Origin of the sequence: Bacteroides sp. OM05-10AA (assembly GCF_003439055.1) — a bacterium.
Classification (GTDB): Bacteria; Bacteroidota; Bacteroidia; order Bacteroidales; family Bacteroidaceae; genus Bacteroides; species Bacteroides intestinigallinarum.
The window spans coordinates 166,028-183,585 of sequence record NZ_QSUR01000002.1; the positions used below are offsets into that span (position 1 = coordinate 166,028).

The following is a 17,558-nucleotide window of genomic DNA, read 5'->3' on the forward strand; positions in this document are numbered from 1 at the left end:
TTGTTAATTTAATTCAATAAAAAAAGAGGAACACCACCTTCTTACTAGTGAATGCTCCTCTTCGGTACATATTATTTTCCGGTTTTATCCGGTGTTTTTCTTATGACAGAAACCAAGAATAACTGTTGTCTTCTCCGGTCAATGTCTTTTGAATACCAATAGCTATATCGGTCGCGTTCTGATTTCTTTCCAACCATTTATCAATATAACTCGACTTGGCGGCTTCATTTAATAATTGCATTAGCTGCCAACAAGAAATATTACCGAATCCCCTTTCTCCAAAGTTTTCATTTGACACAAAGCCTTTAGTAGCCGCATTTATTTGCGAATCTCCTAAAAGGACTGTTGGTAATTCTTTTTGTTCTGACAGTGGTAATACTTGATAAAGTCTTAGCCGACCTATTAATTGACAATACTGTTGAATTGTTAATCTAGTGCGTCCCAGATTCTCTAAAAGCCTTAGATTTGCTTCTGGTTCAAAAGACTTGAATAACTTGATTGCCGATTCATATAAATCTAAATCTGACATAACTTCCAGTTTCTCTTTTAATCCATCACAAGTTAGCATGAGATTTGAACAAACCTTTACTCGGTAGCCGATGAATATTTTAAATTTCTCCGGACTTTTCCTTGAATAAAGATTTTCTTCGTGATAACTGCGTACACCTCCAATACAAAGATGTACTTCTTCTCCATTGAGTGTTTGACCCATAGATTTAATCTCAAAGCAATAAGCCATCCTTTGATAAAACAAAGTCTTTTCATCTTCTCTGAGTTCGTTTGCTTTTTTATGGAGGGCGGTCGGAATTCTGCCAATCACCGGATGTGAAACACGGCATTCTATATTTCCTAATTGCTCTCCTATAAAATAGTCACTTGCAGCCTGATAAACTTTTTCTATAAAGCTCTGGTGGCTAATTGTTAATGAATTGTCCCCAAAAACGGGAACAACACATTTGTCCTTAAGTTCTTCCAATGTGATTTCATTGGTATTACTTTCTATGAAATGAGGATGATCTTCTTCAACCATTACGTTTGGCTCTACTATAACTGCATCTTCTATTTCTTGATCTAATATATTTCTTCTCATTACTGCCATCCCTGTTTGTGGGATGATACTTAAATTTGTTTCCATAATTTTAAATTGTTTTTAATTTGTTTCTTTACTTGATTTTACCTTCTTCTTCAAAAGGTTTCTAAATTTCTTTCCATTCTTGAGAGTACATAATACTACCTCAAAAATTATAATTAGACCTGTTTCAATCTTCTCAAATTTGGTCATAATTATTCTTCTGTTTTAAATCCCACAGGATTTGGTTTCTTTTGAGCTCTTCTCTTAATAAAAGATTCAATGAGCTCAAACGCTTCTAGTAAATGGGCAAGTAGCCCGATAAACTTTACTACTTCAATAATCATTTTTACTTTTTTCATTTCAATTTTCTCCTATTCTTTAATTGTTAATAATTTGTTTTTTATTCATAAATAAGGCGATCAGAGGAGTATAGGAGGTAAGTCAATCGGTGAGAAGAAAAAAATAAAGAGAGCCTTTAGCTCCCTGATTGAGAAAGAATATAGATACGAGAAAATCCCCACTTCCGGCATATAATTAATGCTGAAAATAGGGATTTAGTCTCTCGGTGCAGTAATGTTTTGTCTTTAACATTATTACATCGCTTATATGTTTTTTATTTCTTATCTATTTGTTCTTTCTCATATATAAGGTTTTCAGGGGATTTGAGGCGAAGTTTTAAAAAGATAATGGCTTATATGCTTTGTATAAGATAATGATGAGATAATTTTATATTGAAATCGTGATTCTTTTACAGAGAAGCTATCTTATAATCAAATAAATAACTTATTTTTGCAAAAATCTTATGTAAAATAGAATAGAAATATATGACTATTACAATCATTTCCATAGCTATTATTGCTATAGCATTTTTTTATTGTTGTTATCGCATCAAGAAAGCAGTTAAAAATAATACTTTTAGGCAGGAGAAAAATATCATAGAATACATGCCCTCTGTTCTTACTACTTTAGGTGTATTAGGAACATTTATTGGCATTACTTATGGACTTTCGGATTTTAATACAACAAATATATCAGCAAGTATTTCAGTTCTATTAAGTGGACTAAAAATGGCATTTTGGACATCTATTGTAGGGATGATTTGTTCTATTGTGGTTAGTAGATGGATTAATGGCATATCGGATGATATAGAGGCGACAACTCCTTCTACGGAACAAGACGCTTTAAATAGAATATGTGTTGCAATTCAGAACATGAGTCAAGATCAAAGCCGATTGAATGAAACAATTGAGAGAATGGTAAATCAATCAAATACATTACAAACAAGAATGATTAATTTACTGGATCAACAAGCTACAGGTATTGAAAAAATAGTAGAATCACAAAATGGGGTAATAGAATTGTTAAGTTCTCAAAGTGGCAGTTTAGACAATCTTAATACCAAAGTAGAAGAAATGGTTATAAGTAATTCCAAATTAATGGATGTTCATACGGAAATTGTTGGTATTCACAATATTTCGACAAAGATAGAGGAAGGAGCCAAAGCTGCATATAGTCAATTAGGAGAAGTTTTAGACATAATGAGTACTCAGGTAAGTATTCAGGAAGAAAATCTACTTGAAACTAAAAATCTATCTACAACAGTCAGGGGTGAAATTGTTGTCATAACAGATGCTATGGAAAAGGGTAATAAGTTAATGCAAAGTAAATTCGATGAATTCTCTGCGTTAATGCGTAAGAATAATGTTGAGTCTTTAGTTAAGGTAATGGAAGGGGTTACTAAAGAATTTAATAAATCCCTCAAAGAACTTATCAACAAACTTGTTCAAGAAAACTTCGAGCAATTAAATAAGAGTGTAGAGCAATTGAATGTATGGCAGATTGAGAATAAAAATATGATTAGTGAATTGACTTCTCAATATAATAATATGACAAGTGAATTTAAAGTCACATCTACAGTACTTGAAGAAGTTGCTGATAATACTCATTCTTTAATTGCTGATGATAGTCACTTGAAGCGATTGATAGAAGAACTGCAAAGGGTGTTGATTGACGATACTAAATTTGAAGATATAACAGTAAAATTAAACGATACAATATCTAAAGTGCATAATGGAACTGAAGCTTTTGACGAGGCTACAAAGGAACTAAATACTTGGATTCGTAATCACAAAGATATGGGAGATGGAGTTCGTCTATTGGTGAAGAAGTTAGATGAAATTAATAAAATAAAAGATTACAATGAAGAGTTTTGGCGAGAAACTAGAAAAAACATGAATGAGGGAGTTGGCATAATTGCTAATGCTTCTAAATCTTTAAATAGTAGTGTGTCTACACTTAACGAAGAGTTCTACGAGAGACTAAATAATACATTGGCTAACTTAGACGCTTGTATTCAAGCCATGTATGATAATAAAAAACGCAACTAATGGGAAGTAAGAATAATAGTTGGATGTCATTCTCTGACTTAATGACCGGACTTATGGTCATTTTTATGTTTGTTGCGATCTCATATATTCTTGAAGTACAAAAAGCCGAGCAGCAACGCCAGAAGGTTGTAACAGACTTTCAAGATTCAAAATCAGCCATATATAAAGATTTGCGTTCTGCTTTTGATGAAGAGAAAAAAGAATGGGAGATGGAGATAGGAAAAGATTTATCTATTCGCTTTACAAATCCACAAGTTATATTTGCTTTAGGTAAATCGGATGTTACCCCAACCTTTCAGAAAATATTGAATGATTTTTTACCTAGATATTTTAACATTCTCTTAAAAGAAGAATATCGAACAAGGATTAAAGAAATTCGAATCGAAGGACATACAGATACATTGGCTATTTATAGTAAATCAAGCGATCCTTATATCGGAAATATTTTACTGTCACAAGAGAGATCTGCTAAAGTTCTTGAATATTTTAGACAGATGGAATACTATAAGAACTTATCTGAAAAACAGAAAGAACAATTACAATACTGGATCACAGCTAATGGACTATCTTATGGACGAACTCTTGATGACAATAAGCAAGAAAGTTTTTTATCGCATGAACCAATAAATGCTAATTACTCACGTAGAGTTGAATTTCGTATAATTACCACAAGTGAAGAACTTATTGAGAATATTGTTAATGATATGCAGAAATGACTAGTATGAGTGAATTATATACTTTTGATGCTTTAAAAAAGTTTCTAAAAAACAATGGCTACATTGTAGGGGATTCTAAAGGGTATAAACTTATTAGGGTTGATTTTGAAGAAGCTTATACTAATGGTAAAATTGATTTTCAATCAACAGGTATATTCTATTTGGATGAAAATGGTTTTAAACGTCAAGGGTACATGTATCAAACACGATATTTAGTTGATAAGTATGGGTTTCCTAAATTTCATATATTTGAATGTGAAACTATTCGGAAGTTTTTAGATAAAGGAGTCTTTGATCAATATTATTCCTTTTCTACAGCTAACACCAATGATATAATAGAGCGTAGGACTGGTGAAGAATTTAAAAATGTATCTTTATCCTTATGTGGATATTGTAGGCATATGCTACTCAATATGCAAGCGGAAGAACTTTTCGGTGAAGATATGGTTGGGATAAAGGCGCTGTTGATAAATTCGGTATCTAATACTCAGGGATTCTATGATGCTTTAGGAGGAAGTGAACAAAACGAAATGCCCGAACAAGTTGATATTGATATGTTCGGATATGTTAAGGAGTGGCAGAAGATTAGTGAATATATAAGAGAGAAACATCAATATGTATGTGAGAATTGTGGTGTTATTCTAAATGGATTTAATAAGCGATTTTTAGAGGTACACCATATAAATGGTAATAAACTGGATAACCGAGAGTATAATTTGAAATGTCTTTGTATTAGATGTCATTCTGAGATTGATAAGCGACATAAAGAAAATTATCAAGTTTCAAGAAGTAATAGGATTCGTTTGCAGCAATATTTAAAATGCTTATCTAAAGGTGAGTTTCAATTCTCAAATAGTGATACAGACAGCGATATTTATCCATTTTAGAGAAATGTAAATTATTTCAAAAGCATTATTAACTCAAAAATGATTTGTCAAATAGAATCTTTTTGTATTTTTGTTTTTATGAGGTATAACAATAAGAAAGTGGAAAATTTAAACTCTTTTTTTTGTGTTGCTGTTATTCAATATAAAGTTAAATATAATTGCCTAACTGGCATTAATTATAATAAAGTATGAGAGTCTTTGAAGCATTAAATCAAATGAGAAATCAGCTACCTCTTGAAAGGACAGGTAGCTCTTATATCGAAACATTGCAATATGAATTCAGTGAATATATATCATTGCTAAATGATATTGATGAAGTTGATTTTAATGCTTTATTTAGAAATGAAGGTTCACCAATAATTATAGATCTAACAAAAAGAAAGTTTATCTCCTTTATCAAGAAAGTCCAACAGACAATCAGCTCGATAATTAGTATTTATTACGAAGGATATCCGGATGAAGCATATAAACTTTTAGAGAATTTGTTAATGAGAAATAAATTTGCTCCAAGTAGAAGTAGTGTCCGTTGTGCATATGCAAATAATTATCTTAATGATCAGTTGGGCAATTTTTTCTTATTAGAATGGAGAGAAGAGCTTATTAATTTGTATAGAATGCGAATATCTAAAGAAACTTTATCTAAGGAGAAAATGTTTCATGTTCCTTTTAATATGAGAGAAAAGGTTTCGTCAGCAAGATTTAGTATTCCCGGATTCCCATGTTTATATTTAGGAACATCATTAGAAGTTTGTTGGAATGAAATTAAACGATCATTGGAGTCTGAAGAACAAGTATTTGCATGTAGGGTCGAGAATCATAAACTTTTATCACTGATAAACTTAGTAATTCCAGATGAATGTTTGGAAACTATTATAGAAACAGATGCCCATTTTGCATTTAGTTTTTTATCTACTTACCCATTTTATTTATCTTGTTTAATGAAAGTTGCGCATCCTGACGAGCCATTCAAACCAGAATACATTATCTCACAACTTCTATTACAGTATATTAAAAAGCAGGACATGCTTGATGGTATAATATACTCATCAACCAAAGATCATGCATTAGTGGGGGTAACATATTGTAATATAGTTATACCTGCCCGTGAAATGGCAGCAGAGGGATATTGTAGAAAAGCAAAGACGTACTATCATATTACAGAACCTATTCTTATTGATTTAGAAAATATTAATGAAGGTGAGGAGAATTTGAATATTAGTTTAACAACAAGGTTAGTTTGATATTAATTATTGAAAGAATTAATAATATCTTTAGACTGTATAATTATAGCTGTAATAGCCATTAGGTTGTTAAAGGGAAAATGATAATAGATTTCTTTCTTGAATGAAAAGTGTAAGCAGCCACCTAATAGTTAATTAGTACTACTTGTGAAATCGTATGATGTGGGTCGCGAAACGGACGTTGGGTAATTAATGAGGACCCGCGTTGCAGTTTTCCGGCAACCGAGTGTATCTTGGTTGTTTCCAGGCTTTCCCCTAATGAAAGAGGGGGAAGAATGGACGGGAGCCGTTTAGCCATCATTGATTTACCGCTACCTGGTGCACCTATCATGATTAAGTTGTGTCCTCCGGCTGCTGCAACTTCCAAGGCTCTTTTCACATTCTCTTGACCTTTTACGTCTGCAAAGTCCAGGTCACTATGATTCTGTTGTTGATAGAATTCTTCCCGGGTATTGACAATCGTTGGCTCCAGTTCGCGTTCGTTGTTGAAAAACTCGATGACTTCTTTGATATTACTGACTCCGTATACTTTTAACTGATTGACAACGGCGGCTTCCCGTGCATTTTGTTGGGGGATGATAAGTCCTTCGAACCCGTCTTCACGGGCTTTGATGGCGATAGGGAGCGCTCCTTTGATGGGCTGGATACTTCCGTCCAGACTTAGCTCACCCATAAGTAAATAGCGGGAGAATTTCTCGGAAGAGATTGTTTCGCTGGCTCCGAGTAGTCCGATGGCAAGCGGTAAGTCATAGGCCGAACCTTCTTTGCGAATGTCAGCCGGTGCCATGTTGACTACTATATTGCTTGTGGGCATTTTATAGCCATTCACCTGCAATGCGGAGATAATGCGTTGATGGCTTTCTTTGACCGCAGAATCCGGAAGGCCGACGAGGTAAAACATACAGCCGCGCGAGCTGTTGACTTCGATTGTGATGAGTGTTGCATCAATCCCTTGAACAGCCGCTCCGAAAACTTTGATTAACACGTTTGCTTACAGGTTATTTTTTCTTTTTATTGTCTTGTTTTTCCTTTTCTTCAGCTGCTGTGACTACTTCTTCAATTTTCTTTTTCAGCTGCTCTCCTTTGAGGTTTTTTGCCAGAATCTTGCCGTCTGCTGCTAAAAGAATGTTACTGGGAACTTGTTTGATAGCATATTGTTTGGCAACTTCGGAATTCAATCCACCGAAATCACAAACTTGTTCCCAATTTAGTGTATCGCGTTTAATAGCATCCTGCCACTCTTTCTTGTCCATATCAAAGGAGACTCCGAGCATAGCGATGTGTTTGTTCTTTTTGTACTTTTTATAAAGTTCTTTTAATTCGCTGTTGCTTTGATGATTGGAGATACTATCTGTCCATGAGGCCCAGAAGTTGATTAATAGATTCTTCTTTTTGAAATCTTCGGATGAACGGGTAATTTTCTCTCCTTTTATATTGGGTAGACTGAAAAACGGAGCATATTTGCCTATCTCTGTCTTTTCGGACAAGGAAATAGCTTCGTTCAGTTGCTCGATATATAGCTTGTCTTGAAGTATTCCTGTCATGACTTCAATTAATGTCTTTATCTTGTTGAAATCAGGAGAGTCTTTCTGCACAAAGTATTTATCCAACAGGTAAAGACTGACAAAAGAAGAATGATGTGCCCTGATGAATTCTTCCGCCTTTTGCTCTAAATCTTTTTCGGAAGGGTTGTTTAAACTACCCAGCTCTTTCTGAAAGGCTGTGAACTCTTCATTATATTTATTCCCGTTGATATCCAGAAATTCGAGGTGGTCCACATTTCCTTTTATCTTGATTTGGTTTCCTTTATCGAGGAAGATCGGATATTCTATCTGGTTATCAATCAGCAGATAGGCCGAAGTTATGGTGTCTATGGAGGTGGTGTAAGAGAATTTGTCTCCTTTCGCGAAAATAGTATCTATCCGATCAAAGGATTCGTCCATTCCGTACAGGTAGAGCGTATCTGTACCCAGTCCCTTGATTTCCCCGGTTATGCTTGTTTTCTTAGAAGATTTGCCACAACCGCACAGACAGATGATTATAAGGATTAAAATGCTGCTCTTTTTCATTGCTTTGAATTCTTTTCTGCGAAAGTACGGTTTTTACGGATAAAAAAAAAGAATTGCCCGTCATTTATAATGACAGGCAATTCTTAATATTTAAAATAGAGTGGTAATTCTCTTATTTAACGATGCTCATGAAATCTGCATTTGTGAAGTATTTTGCAAATTCCAGGTCAGTAGCTGCTTTCTTAGCTAATGAAGAATCTTTAGCAACTGCGCTCTTCAAGCTGCTTGTTACCATAGAAGAATTGTTAGTTCTAGCACCTAAAACTGCCATCAGGTAGTCAGTGTAAGCATCCGGTCTTGTTACGTTAGCCAATGTGTTTTTAGCTTTGTTGTAGTCCTTAGCAAGGATTTGAGCCAAAGCAGCACTGTTAGTCTTAGAGTCACCGAATGAGTTAACTGCTCTTTCATATTGACCTTGAGCGATGTACAGGTTACCCATAGATTCGCCAAGTTCTTTTGTTCCGGCAGCTTTACCGAAGTATGCTTCTGCAGCAGTTTTGTCACCCTTCATCAAAGAGATCAAACCTAAGTTCATGTTAACTTCAGGAGTAGCATTAACGCTGGCAGCTTTCTTGAAGTAAGATTCAGCTTTGTCAATGTTACCAGCCTGGTAAGCTAATTTACCCAAGTTGTTGTAACCACGGTAATCGTTCGGGAATTGTTTTGTAGCTTGAGTATAGATAGCTTCTTGTTTAGCAGGATCGCTAGTCAGTGTAGCAGCATACAGCAATTCTTCTACATTCAGTTCAGAAGGATTAGAAGAAGCCAGTTTAGTGATTTCTTCGTCAGACTTACCGATGATTTCATAGTTCAAAGTCAAACGAGAACGACGCAACTGAGGAAGAATAGTGTTAGCCAATTCTTTGTATACAGCAGAGATGTTTTTGATTTCGCTTTCTCTTTGAGCAGGATCTTGGTACATTGCAATAACGCGGAGGATCAACTCTTTGTCTTGGATGTTAGATTTAGAAACTAATTCTTGGAAACCTTCCCAGTCCTGTGCAGTATATTTAGCATCGATCGGAGCATCGATTTTTGCTTTCTTCAGGTCTTTGCTCAACAGCTTAGTTGTGTTGTCTTCGCGGTTTTCAGCAAGAGTTGTATTCAAGCTTACACCACCATCAGGAGAAGCGTATGCAGAAACTTCAATGTTGCTGATCTTTTTGTTAGCAGCTTCGTTTACGTTAGCTACTTCTTTGTTGAATTCTTTAGCAGTCTTCAATTCGCTAGAACGAATGTTAGCCTGTTGGATCAAGAACATGATGTTAGCATCGTGTTTTTCTTTGATGATACGTTGGAAAGCGTCTTCGCCCAATGCAGGGTTAGCGTTACCTAATGTATTGTTTACTAATTCAGAAGTAGAAATTACACCATCAGCAATTTTCACAGCAGGAATAGTAACTACTTTCTTACCAATAGTAGCTTTGAATTCCAGGTACAATTCAGACTTAGCCATTTCCGGAACATAGTCAAAAGAAGTTTTCATAGTGTAGCTACCGCCCATCTTGTAAGAGATAGTCTGGTCGTTACCTTCCACTTTTTCACCTTGGAAAGTAGCTGGTTGGCCTTTAGCTTCGCCGCCATTCCATTTCAAAACCGGAGTAACTTCTACAACCGCTTTCTTGTTGAAATACTTTTCAGGAAATTTACCATTGATGGTCGCAGGAACTTTACCACCTACTGCCTCCAGCACTTGCGGAGTAACAGTGAAGTAATCAGCTGATAATTCACCCATTTTTTTGCTGCAAGAAGAGAATAATGCAACAACCATTGCCATGAGTAAAGGCAAGTACAACTTCTTAGTCATTTTAGGTATAAATTAAATGTTTGTAATTGAAATATCGTCTATTTGCCAACCTCCTTCTGCTCGCACAGAAAAAGTAACGCAAAGATATTAATTCTTAATATAATTATATAGATACAGGGGCGATTTTATCATAATTTAATGAAATAACCCCTCTTTTTCTTTCCGGTACTTGATATTTCGTGGATGATGCTCAATAATCTCACTACGAAGCATATTACGGTCAATGTGTGTGTAGATTTCCGTTGTCGCGATAGACTCATGTCCGAGCATGCATTGAATGGCTCGCAAATTGGCTCCACCTTCCAGTAAATGAGTGGCGAAGGAATGTCGGAAAGTATGCGGACTGATGTTTTTGGTAATGCCTGCTTTTTCCGCTAATTCTTTTATCATGTGAAAGATCATAATCCGGGAAAGTCCTTTACCTCTCCGCTGGCTGACAAAAACGAAATCCTCATGCCCTTTTTTTACTTCAATTTGATTACGGTCTGGTATGTAAAGTTTTATTTCATTAATGGCTCGTGGAGAGATGGGGACGAGGCGCTGTTTGCTTCCTTTTCCTTCTACTTTGATAAAGCCTTCATCAAAATAAAGGTCGGACAACTTGAGTGTGACAAGTTCCGATACGCGAAGTCCGCAACTGTATAATGTCTCTAAAATAGCTCTGTTTCGCTGTCCTTCGGTTTTGCTGCGGTCAACGGCAGAGATAATCCGGTCAATTTCCTCCACAGTCAGTACTTCAGGAAGTTTAAAGCCTATTTTAGGTCCTTCTAATAACTCACTGGGGTCTGCTTCCAAGTAGTCTTCAATGATGAGAAAACGGAAGAATGATTTGATTCCTGATAAGATGCGGGCCTGTGAACGAGGGTGAATGCCAATATCGTGTAATCCGGCTGCAAAATGTTGAAGATCAGATAAACATACGTCTAGTATCTCTACCTTTTCCTGCTTCAAAAAACTCATCAGTTTGTCCAGATCCGTAAGATAGGCATCCAGCGTATTAGGAGATAAAGACTTTTCCAGTTTGAGATACTGCTGATACTTCCTGATTATCACCTCTTGTTGTTCCTTCTTCTTCTTTTTTTCGTTGATTTCCATTTCTTTTTTCTACCTTTGCACCTTGAAATATTGTTCTTTGGATACAAAGGTATATAAAAAACAGGATTGCGCGATGAAGATACAAATTATTAATGGCCCGAATATTAATCTGTTGGGTAAGCGTGAACCTTCCATTTACGGAAGCGTTACATTTGAAGATTACTTGGTTGATCTTCGCAAAAGATACGTTGACGTGGAGATCGACTATTTTCAATCGAATATTGAGGGTGAAATGATAGACTGCATACAGCAGGTGGGATTTGATGTGGATGGCATCATTCTGAATGCAGGTGCGTATACACATACTTCCATAGCTTTGCAGGATGCTATTCGCTCTGTGACGTCTCCGGTGATTGAAGTACATATTTCCAATGTGCATAGTCGGGAGCCTTTCCGACATGTGTCGATGATTGCTTGTGCCTGCAAGGGAGTGATTTGTGGCTTTGGGTTGAATTCGTACCGTTTGGCCTTGGAAGCTTTGTTAGATAGATAATAAATAAGGTAATATAAAATATAATAGGTAGAAAGACTATGTTATTGAAACAGACTAAAATTGTGGCTTCCATCTCGGATAGACGTTGCGATGTGGATTTTATAAAACAGTTGTTTGAAGCTGGGATGAATGTGGTGCGTATGAATACAGCGCACGCTAGCCGTGAAGGTTTTGAAGCTTTGATTGCAAATGTACGTGCTGTATCCAACCGTATTGCGATCTTGATGGATACAAAAGGTCCGGAAGTTCGTACGACGGCTAATGCAGAACCAATTCCATATAAGACAGGTGATAAAGTAAAGATTGTAGGTAATCCGGATTTGGAGACAACCCGTGAATGTATCGCTGTTTCATACCCAAACTTTGTGGCCGATCTAAATATCGGTGGTATGATCCTGATTGATGATGGTGATCTGGAACTGGAAGTTATTGATAAGACTAACGATTATTTGTTGTGTGAAGTCAAGAACGATGCTACTTTGGGAAGCCGTAAGAGTGTAAATGTTCCGGGTGTTCGCATTAATCTTCCTTCATTAACGGAAAAAGACCGTAACAATATCCTTTACGCTATTGAAAAGGATATTGATTTTATCGCTCATTCTTTTGTACGCAATCGTCAGGATGTGCTTGATATTCGTGAAATTCTGGATGCTCATAATAGTGATATTAAGATTATTGCTAAGATTGAGAATCAGGAAGGAGTAGATAATATCGATGAAATTCTGGAAGTGGCAGATGGTGTAATGGTGGCCCGTGGTGACTTGGGTATTGAAGTTCCACAGGAACGTATCCCGGGAATCCAGCGTGTATTGATTCGCAAATGTATTTTGGCAAAGAAGCCGGTAATCGTTGCTACTCAGATGCTCCACACGATGATAAGTAACCCTCGTCCGACTCGTGCGGAAGTGACTGATATTGCTAATGCAATCTACTATCGTACAGATGCATTGATGTTGAGTGGGGAAACTGCTTATGGTAAGTATCCGGTAGAGGCAGTGAGGACAATGACTAAGATTGCTGCCCAGGCTGAAAAAGATAAATTGGAGGAAAATGATATCCGTATTCCATTGGATGAGAATAGTAATGATGTTACGGCATTCCTTGCTAAACAGGCAGTGAAGGCTACTTCTAAACTAAAAATACGTGCCATTATTACTGATAGCTATAGCGGACGTACTGCCCGCAATCTGGCAGCTTTCCGTGGAAAATATCCGGTGTTGGCTATTTGTTATAAAGAAAAGACGATGCGTCATTTGGCTTTGTCTTATGGTGTGGAAGCTATCTATATGCCGGAATTGGCTAACGGACAGGAGTATTACTTTGCAGCATTGCGCCGTTTGTTGAAAGAAGGTCGTTTACAGCCTTCTGATATGGTTGGTTATTTGAGTAGTGGTAAGGCGGGAACGAAAACATCATTCCTTGAAATTAATGTAGTGGAAGATGCATTGGAGCATGCAGGGCAGACTGTATTGCCTAATAACAACCGCTATCTGTAATTTGTAAGAGCTAGTTTTATGCAGGAAACCGAATCGATAGACGAATATATTTTGCAGCATATTGATCCCGAGAGCGATTATTTAAAATCGCTCTACCGGGATACACATGTAAAACTGCTCCGTCCTCGTATGGCTTCCGGGCATTTGCAGGGACGGATGCTGAAAATGTTTGTAGAAATGATTCGGCCCCGTCAGATATTGGAAATAGGAACGTATAGTGGCTATTCTGCCCTTTGTTTGGCGGAAGGTCTGGCCGAAGGTGGAATGTTGCATACGTTTGAGATCAATGATGAACAAGAGGATTTTACCCGTCCATGGTTGGAAAAATCACCATTTGCCGATAAAATTCGTTTTTATATAGGTGATGCTTTAGAACTTGTTCCGCGTTTAGGTGTTACCTTTGATATGGCTTTTATTGATGGTGATAAGCGTAAGTACATTGAATATTACGAGATGACGTTGGCGCATCTATCTGCAGGCGGATATATCATTGCTGATAATACTTTGTGGGACGGTCATGTTCTCGAACAGCCTCGCAACACGGATGCACAGACGATTGGTATTAAAGCCTTCAATGATTTGGTGGCGGAAGATGTGCGAGTGGAAAAAGTGATATTGCCTTTACGTGACGGGTTAACGATTATAAGAAAAAAGTAAGATAAAAGAGTAGATTTATGGAAACAACCAGACAGAATAAGATATCTCGCCTGTTGCAGAAAGAACTAAGTGAGATATTCCTGCTTCAAACAAAGTCCATGCCGGGCACACTGGTCTCTGTTAGTGCAGTTCGTATCAGTCCTGATATGAGTATTGCCCGTGTTTACCTCAGTGTTTTTCCTTCGGAGAAAGCAGAAGAGATGGTGAAGAATATCAATAACAATATGAAATCCATCCGCTATGAGCTTGGAACTCGTGTGCGTCACCAGTTGCGCATCATTCCCGAGCTGAAATTCTTTGTGGATGATTCATTGGATTATATTGAGAAAATAGATTCATTGCTGAAGTGAAATAATTCATTGCAGAGGTGAACTTCCCTTTTTATATAGCCAGGCGTTATCTTTTCTCAAAAAAAAAGCATAACGCTATTAATATCATATCCGGTATTTCCGTATGTGGGGTAGCTCTTGCTACGCTTGCTTTGGTTTGCACTCTTTCCGTTTTCAATGGTTTTCAGGATATGGTCGCTAGCTTTTTTACGGCTTTTGACCCGCAGTTGAAAATTACGGTCCGTGAAGGAAAAGTCTTTGATGCGCAAGATAAGCGGATTCGCGCTGTTTGTGCACTTCCTGAAGTAGAGGTGTTTACAGAAACACTCGAAGAAAATGCAATGGTGCAATACAAGGATCGCCAAGCTATGGTTGTATTAAAAGGTGTGGAGGATAACTTTGAAGAACTGACTGCTATAGATAGTATACTCTATGGCGCAGGTGAATTTCTTCTTCATGACTCTATTGTGAACTACGGGGTTATGGGAGTGGAACTGGTTGCGACTTTGGGTACAGGTTTGGAATTTGTTGATCCTCTTCAGGTCTATCTACCCAAGCGAAATGCCAAAGTGAACATGGCAAATCCCAGTGCTTCTTTTAATCGTGATTACCTGTATTCTCCGGGTGTCGTATTTGTTGTGAATCAGCAAGAATATGACGGGAAATATATTCTGACTTCTCTCGATTTCCTCCGTGAGCTTCTGGATTATACAACAGAAGTCTCTGCGATGGAATTGAAATTGAAACCTAATGTAAATATTTCATCTGTACAATCCAAAATTGAAAATATATTAGGTGATGATTTTGTAGTTCAAAACCGTTATCAGCAGCAGGCAGATGTTTTCCGTATTATGGAGATAGAGAAATTAATCTCTTATTTGTTTCTCACTTTTATCTTAATGATAGCCTGTTTCAATGTAATTGGTTCCCTTTCTATGCTAATTCTGGATAAGAAAGACGATGTAGTGACTTTGCGAAGTCTTGGAGCCAGCGATAAACTTATTTCTCGGATATTCCTTTTTGAAGGTCGTTTAATTTCTCTTTTCGGTGCTATTTCCGGTATTGTTTTAGGATTAATCCTATGTTTTATCCAACAGAAATTCGGTATAATTTCATTGGGAGGCGGTGGTGGTACTTTTGTTGTAGACGCCTATCCTGTCAGTGTTCACGCTTGGGATATCGTACTAATTTTTATCACAGTTTTAGCAGTTGGTTTTCTCTCTGTATGGTATCCTGTACGTTATTTAAGTAAGAGACTTTTATAGTTAAATGGTAATGTTCTTATTATAGCCACTTTTCTATAATTGATAACTTTTAATTCCTTTTTGTGGTGTTTTATTTTTATATTTGATATGATACTGCTATATTTGGCTCAATTTTGTTAATTGAAAATAATCTATAAATACTTCTGTGAAACTTGAGAATAATGAAATAAGTAGAATAGTAGACGGTGATGAAATTGCTTTCAACCGTTTTATGGAGCATTATTCTTCGCGTTTATATCACTATACATTTGCGTTACTTGGTCAAAAAGAGTCGGCTGAAGAGATTGTGAGTGATGTTTTTTTTGAAGTTTGGAAAAATAGAAAAAGTCTGGCTGAAATTGGCAATATGAATGCTTGGATCCAGACAATAACCTATCGAAAAGCGATTTCTTTTTTGAGGAAGGAGACTGGAAAGTATGAATTGTCATTTGATGATATCGAAGATTTTACTTTTGAGCCGGTTCAGTCTCCAGCCGAAGAGATGATTAGTATGGAAGAAATGGCTAAAATTAATGATGCTATTCAACAACTTCCTCCCAAGTGTAAACATGTCTTTTTCTTAGCAAAAATAGATGGTCTGCCCTATAAAGACATTGCAGAAATGTTGAATATATCTGTGAAGACTATCAATAACCATATTGCTTTTGCGTTAGATGAAATTTCTAAAAGATTGAATATAAAATCTCGTAAGAACTAATCCTTTTAACTCTCTGTTTATTAATATTTTGCTTCCTGTTTAACTAACTCGCTTCTATTTATTCTCTAAGAAAAATGAAAAAAAAATATTTTTGACTAGGAGATTTTTTCTTTAGTTGCGTCTTTATCTATAGAACAACATTAAAAAAGGATTATGAGCTTGAAAGAATACCATCGTCTCGCAGATTTGTTTAGTAAATTGAATTCTCAACAAAAAATTGAGGATGATTTTACTTCTATGCCTGATGGTGAGAGATTGAGATTCTTTTGGGAAAATTGTACGCAGGAAAAGATTGATCCATCTTATATTGTAGAGAGGACTCGACAAAAGATGCGAAAAGATGCTATGAAGCGCAGGAACAAATACTTCTTAGTTGCTTCAGCTTCTATTGCAGCTTCTTTCTTGATTTGTTTTTCTACAATTTATTTCTTGAGTCAAAATGGGACTACTAATTTAGACTTTCAGGCTATTGCCGAAGAAATGGATAGCCGTTCTGTTCAGGAAGTGACTCTTATTACTCCCAAAGAGCAGCTTAATTTAGATGAAAATGCTTTCATTAAGTATTCAAAAGAAGGAAAGGTTGCTGTTAATTCGCAAGTAATAAAGGAGAAAGAAGAAAAAATTAAAGAAGAGCAAGAATATAACCAATTGCTTGTTCCTGCTGGAAAAAGGGCGAGAGTTGAGTTGTCTGATGGGACTCGATTGATAGTTAATTCTCAATCAAAAGTGATTTATCCTCGTCGTTTTGAAGGGGATATTCGTAAAATTTATGCTCAAGGAGAGGTTTTCCTGGAAGTTGCACATGATAAGAAGCATCCTTTTATAGTGGAGTCTGATGATTTTAAACTGCAGGTGTTAGGTACGAAATTTAATATTTCGAACTATAAAGGAGGGGCAACTAATATTGTATTGGTAGAGGGTGCGGTAGAAGTTACCGATAAGAATGAAAAGAAAGCACGTTTGAATCCTAATGATTTGTTGAATATAGCTAATGGTACAATTGCTTATCAAAAGCAGGTCGATGTAGCAGAATATATTAGTTGGGTAGAGGGGATAATGTTATTGAACGGTAATGATTTGTCGCAGATTATTCAAAGGTTAAGCATTTATTATGGTATACCTATTCAATGTGATCCAATTATTGGTAAAGAAAAAGTGTATGGGAAATTAGATTTGAAAGATGATATAGATGAAGTGATTGAATGCATTCAGCAAACCCTACCATTCACGATCGAAAAAAGTGATACTAGTATATATTTAAATAAATAATTTTTTTAATTAATCTTTTAAACATGTTTGCCTATGAAGAACAGACAACCATAATGAAACAAAAAAATCGGATAAATA

At 36.2% G+C, this 17,558-nt stretch carries 16 protein-coding genes and 1 pseudogene; 11 read left to right on the forward strand and 6 right to left on the reverse strand.

Features of this window, described 5'->3' with window-relative positions; genetic code table 11:
* Positions 1-100: 100 nt before the first annotated feature.
* Both DXB58_RS02040 and DXB58_RS27850 read right to left on the reverse strand, forming a co-directional pair.
* Positions 101-1,135 (reverse strand): DUF3871 family protein, encoded by a 1,035-nt coding sequence (locus tag DXB58_RS02040; protein WP_122135760.1) that lies wholly within the window; start codon positions 1,133-1,135, stop codon positions 101-103.
* A 149-nt stretch (positions 1,136-1,284) separates the two neighbouring features.
* A complete protein-coding gene (locus DXB58_RS27850) occupies positions 1,285-1,431 on the reverse strand; it encodes a hypothetical protein (RefSeq protein WP_199487913.1) in 147 nt (48 codons plus the stop codon).
* 465 nt (positions 1,432-1,896) lie between these two features.
* Here DXB58_RS27850 and DXB58_RS02045 point away from each other — a divergent pair, with 465 nt between their 5' ends.
* From DXB58_RS02045 to DXB58_RS02060, 4 genes are all read left to right on the forward strand, one after another.
* Positions 1,897-3,459: a MotA/TolQ/ExbB proton channel family protein gene (locus DXB58_RS02045; protein WP_122135761.1), complete on the forward strand. Its 1,563-nt coding sequence runs from the start codon at positions 1,897-1,899 to the stop codon at positions 3,457-3,459.
* Complete coding sequence (locus DXB58_RS02050) at positions 3,459-4,175, forward strand: OmpA family protein (RefSeq protein ID WP_233527215.1); 717 nt, start codon at positions 3,459-3,461, stop codon at positions 4,173-4,175. Before DXB58_RS02045 ends, DXB58_RS02050 begins: the two co-directional genes overlap by 1 nt.
* A gap of 5 nt (positions 4,176-4,180) precedes the next feature.
* Positions 4,181-5,062 carry an HNH endonuclease gene (locus DXB58_RS02055; protein ID WP_147338713.1) on the forward strand — a complete coding sequence of 294 codons (882 nt, stop codon included), beginning with the start codon at positions 4,181-4,183 and terminating at the stop codon, positions 5,060-5,062.
* 188 nt (positions 5,063-5,250) lie between these two features.
* Positions 5,251-6,303, forward strand: a complete 1,053-nt coding sequence (locus tag DXB58_RS02060; RefSeq protein WP_122135763.1) for an RES domain-containing protein — start codon at positions 5,251-5,253, stop codon at positions 6,301-6,303.
* Positions 6,304-6,436: 133 nt separating this feature from the next.
* Here DXB58_RS02060 and DXB58_RS02065 read toward each other — a convergent pair.
* The 4 genes and pseudogenes from DXB58_RS02065 to xerD all read right to left on the reverse strand — a co-directional run.
* Positions 6,437-7,288, reverse strand: a pseudogene (locus DXB58_RS02065) (YifB family Mg chelatase-like AAA ATPase); the annotation flags it as partial.
* A 13-nt stretch (positions 7,289-7,301) separates the two neighbouring features.
* Entirely contained in the window at positions 7,302-8,372 is a 1,071-nt protein-coding gene (locus DXB58_RS02070; protein WP_117932817.1) for a TlpA disulfide reductase family protein, read from the reverse strand.
* A gap of 112 nt (positions 8,373-8,484) precedes the next feature.
* Positions 8,485-10,179 carry a tetratricopeptide repeat protein gene (locus DXB58_RS02075; RefSeq protein WP_175353129.1) on the reverse strand — a complete coding sequence of 565 codons (1,695 nt, stop codon included), beginning with the start codon at positions 10,177-10,179 and terminating at the stop codon, positions 8,485-8,487.
* 135 nt (positions 10,180-10,314) lie between these two features.
* Positions 10,315-11,274 (reverse strand): site-specific tyrosine recombinase XerD, encoded by a 960-nt coding sequence (gene xerD / locus DXB58_RS02080; RefSeq protein ID WP_117932821.1) that lies wholly within the window; start codon positions 11,272-11,274, stop codon positions 10,315-10,317.
* A gap of 73 nt (positions 11,275-11,347) precedes the next feature.
* On the opposite strand from xerD, the gene aroQ reads away from it, so the two are divergent.
* From aroQ to DXB58_RS02115, 7 genes are all read left to right on the forward strand, one after another.
* A complete protein-coding gene (gene aroQ, locus DXB58_RS02085; protein WP_117932823.1) occupies positions 11,348-11,767 on the forward strand; it encodes a type II 3-dehydroquinate dehydratase in 420 nt (139 codons plus the stop codon).
* Between the two features lie 38 nt (positions 11,768-11,805).
* Positions 11,806-13,263, forward strand: a complete 1,458-nt coding sequence (pyk, locus tag DXB58_RS02090; RefSeq protein WP_117932825.1) for a pyruvate kinase — start codon at positions 11,806-11,808, stop codon at positions 13,261-13,263.
* Between the two features lie 18 nt (positions 13,264-13,281).
* Complete coding sequence (locus DXB58_RS02095; RefSeq protein WP_117932827.1) at positions 13,282-13,920, forward strand: O-methyltransferase; 639 nt, start codon at positions 13,282-13,284, stop codon at positions 13,918-13,920.
* A 17-nt stretch (positions 13,921-13,937) separates the two neighbouring features.
* Entirely contained in the window at positions 13,938-14,270 is a 333-nt protein-coding gene (gene rbfA / locus DXB58_RS02100; protein ID WP_004296522.1) for a 30S ribosome-binding factor RbfA, read from the forward strand.
* A gap of 17 nt (positions 14,271-14,287) precedes the next feature.
* Positions 14,288-15,514 (forward strand): FtsX-like permease family protein, encoded by a 1,227-nt coding sequence (locus DXB58_RS02105; protein WP_122135764.1) that lies wholly within the window; start codon positions 14,288-14,290, stop codon positions 15,512-15,514.
* Positions 15,515-15,659: 145 nt separating this feature from the next.
* Positions 15,660-16,211 carry an RNA polymerase sigma factor gene (locus DXB58_RS02110; protein WP_009001078.1) on the forward strand — a complete coding sequence of 184 codons (552 nt, stop codon included), beginning with the start codon at positions 15,660-15,662 and terminating at the stop codon, positions 16,209-16,211.
* A gap of 153 nt (positions 16,212-16,364) precedes the next feature.
* On the forward strand, positions 16,365-17,480 hold the full coding sequence (locus DXB58_RS02115; protein ID WP_122135765.1) for a FecR family protein: 1,116 nt from the start codon (positions 16,365-16,367) through the stop codon (positions 17,478-17,480).
* Positions 17,481-17,558 lie beyond the last annotated feature (78 nt).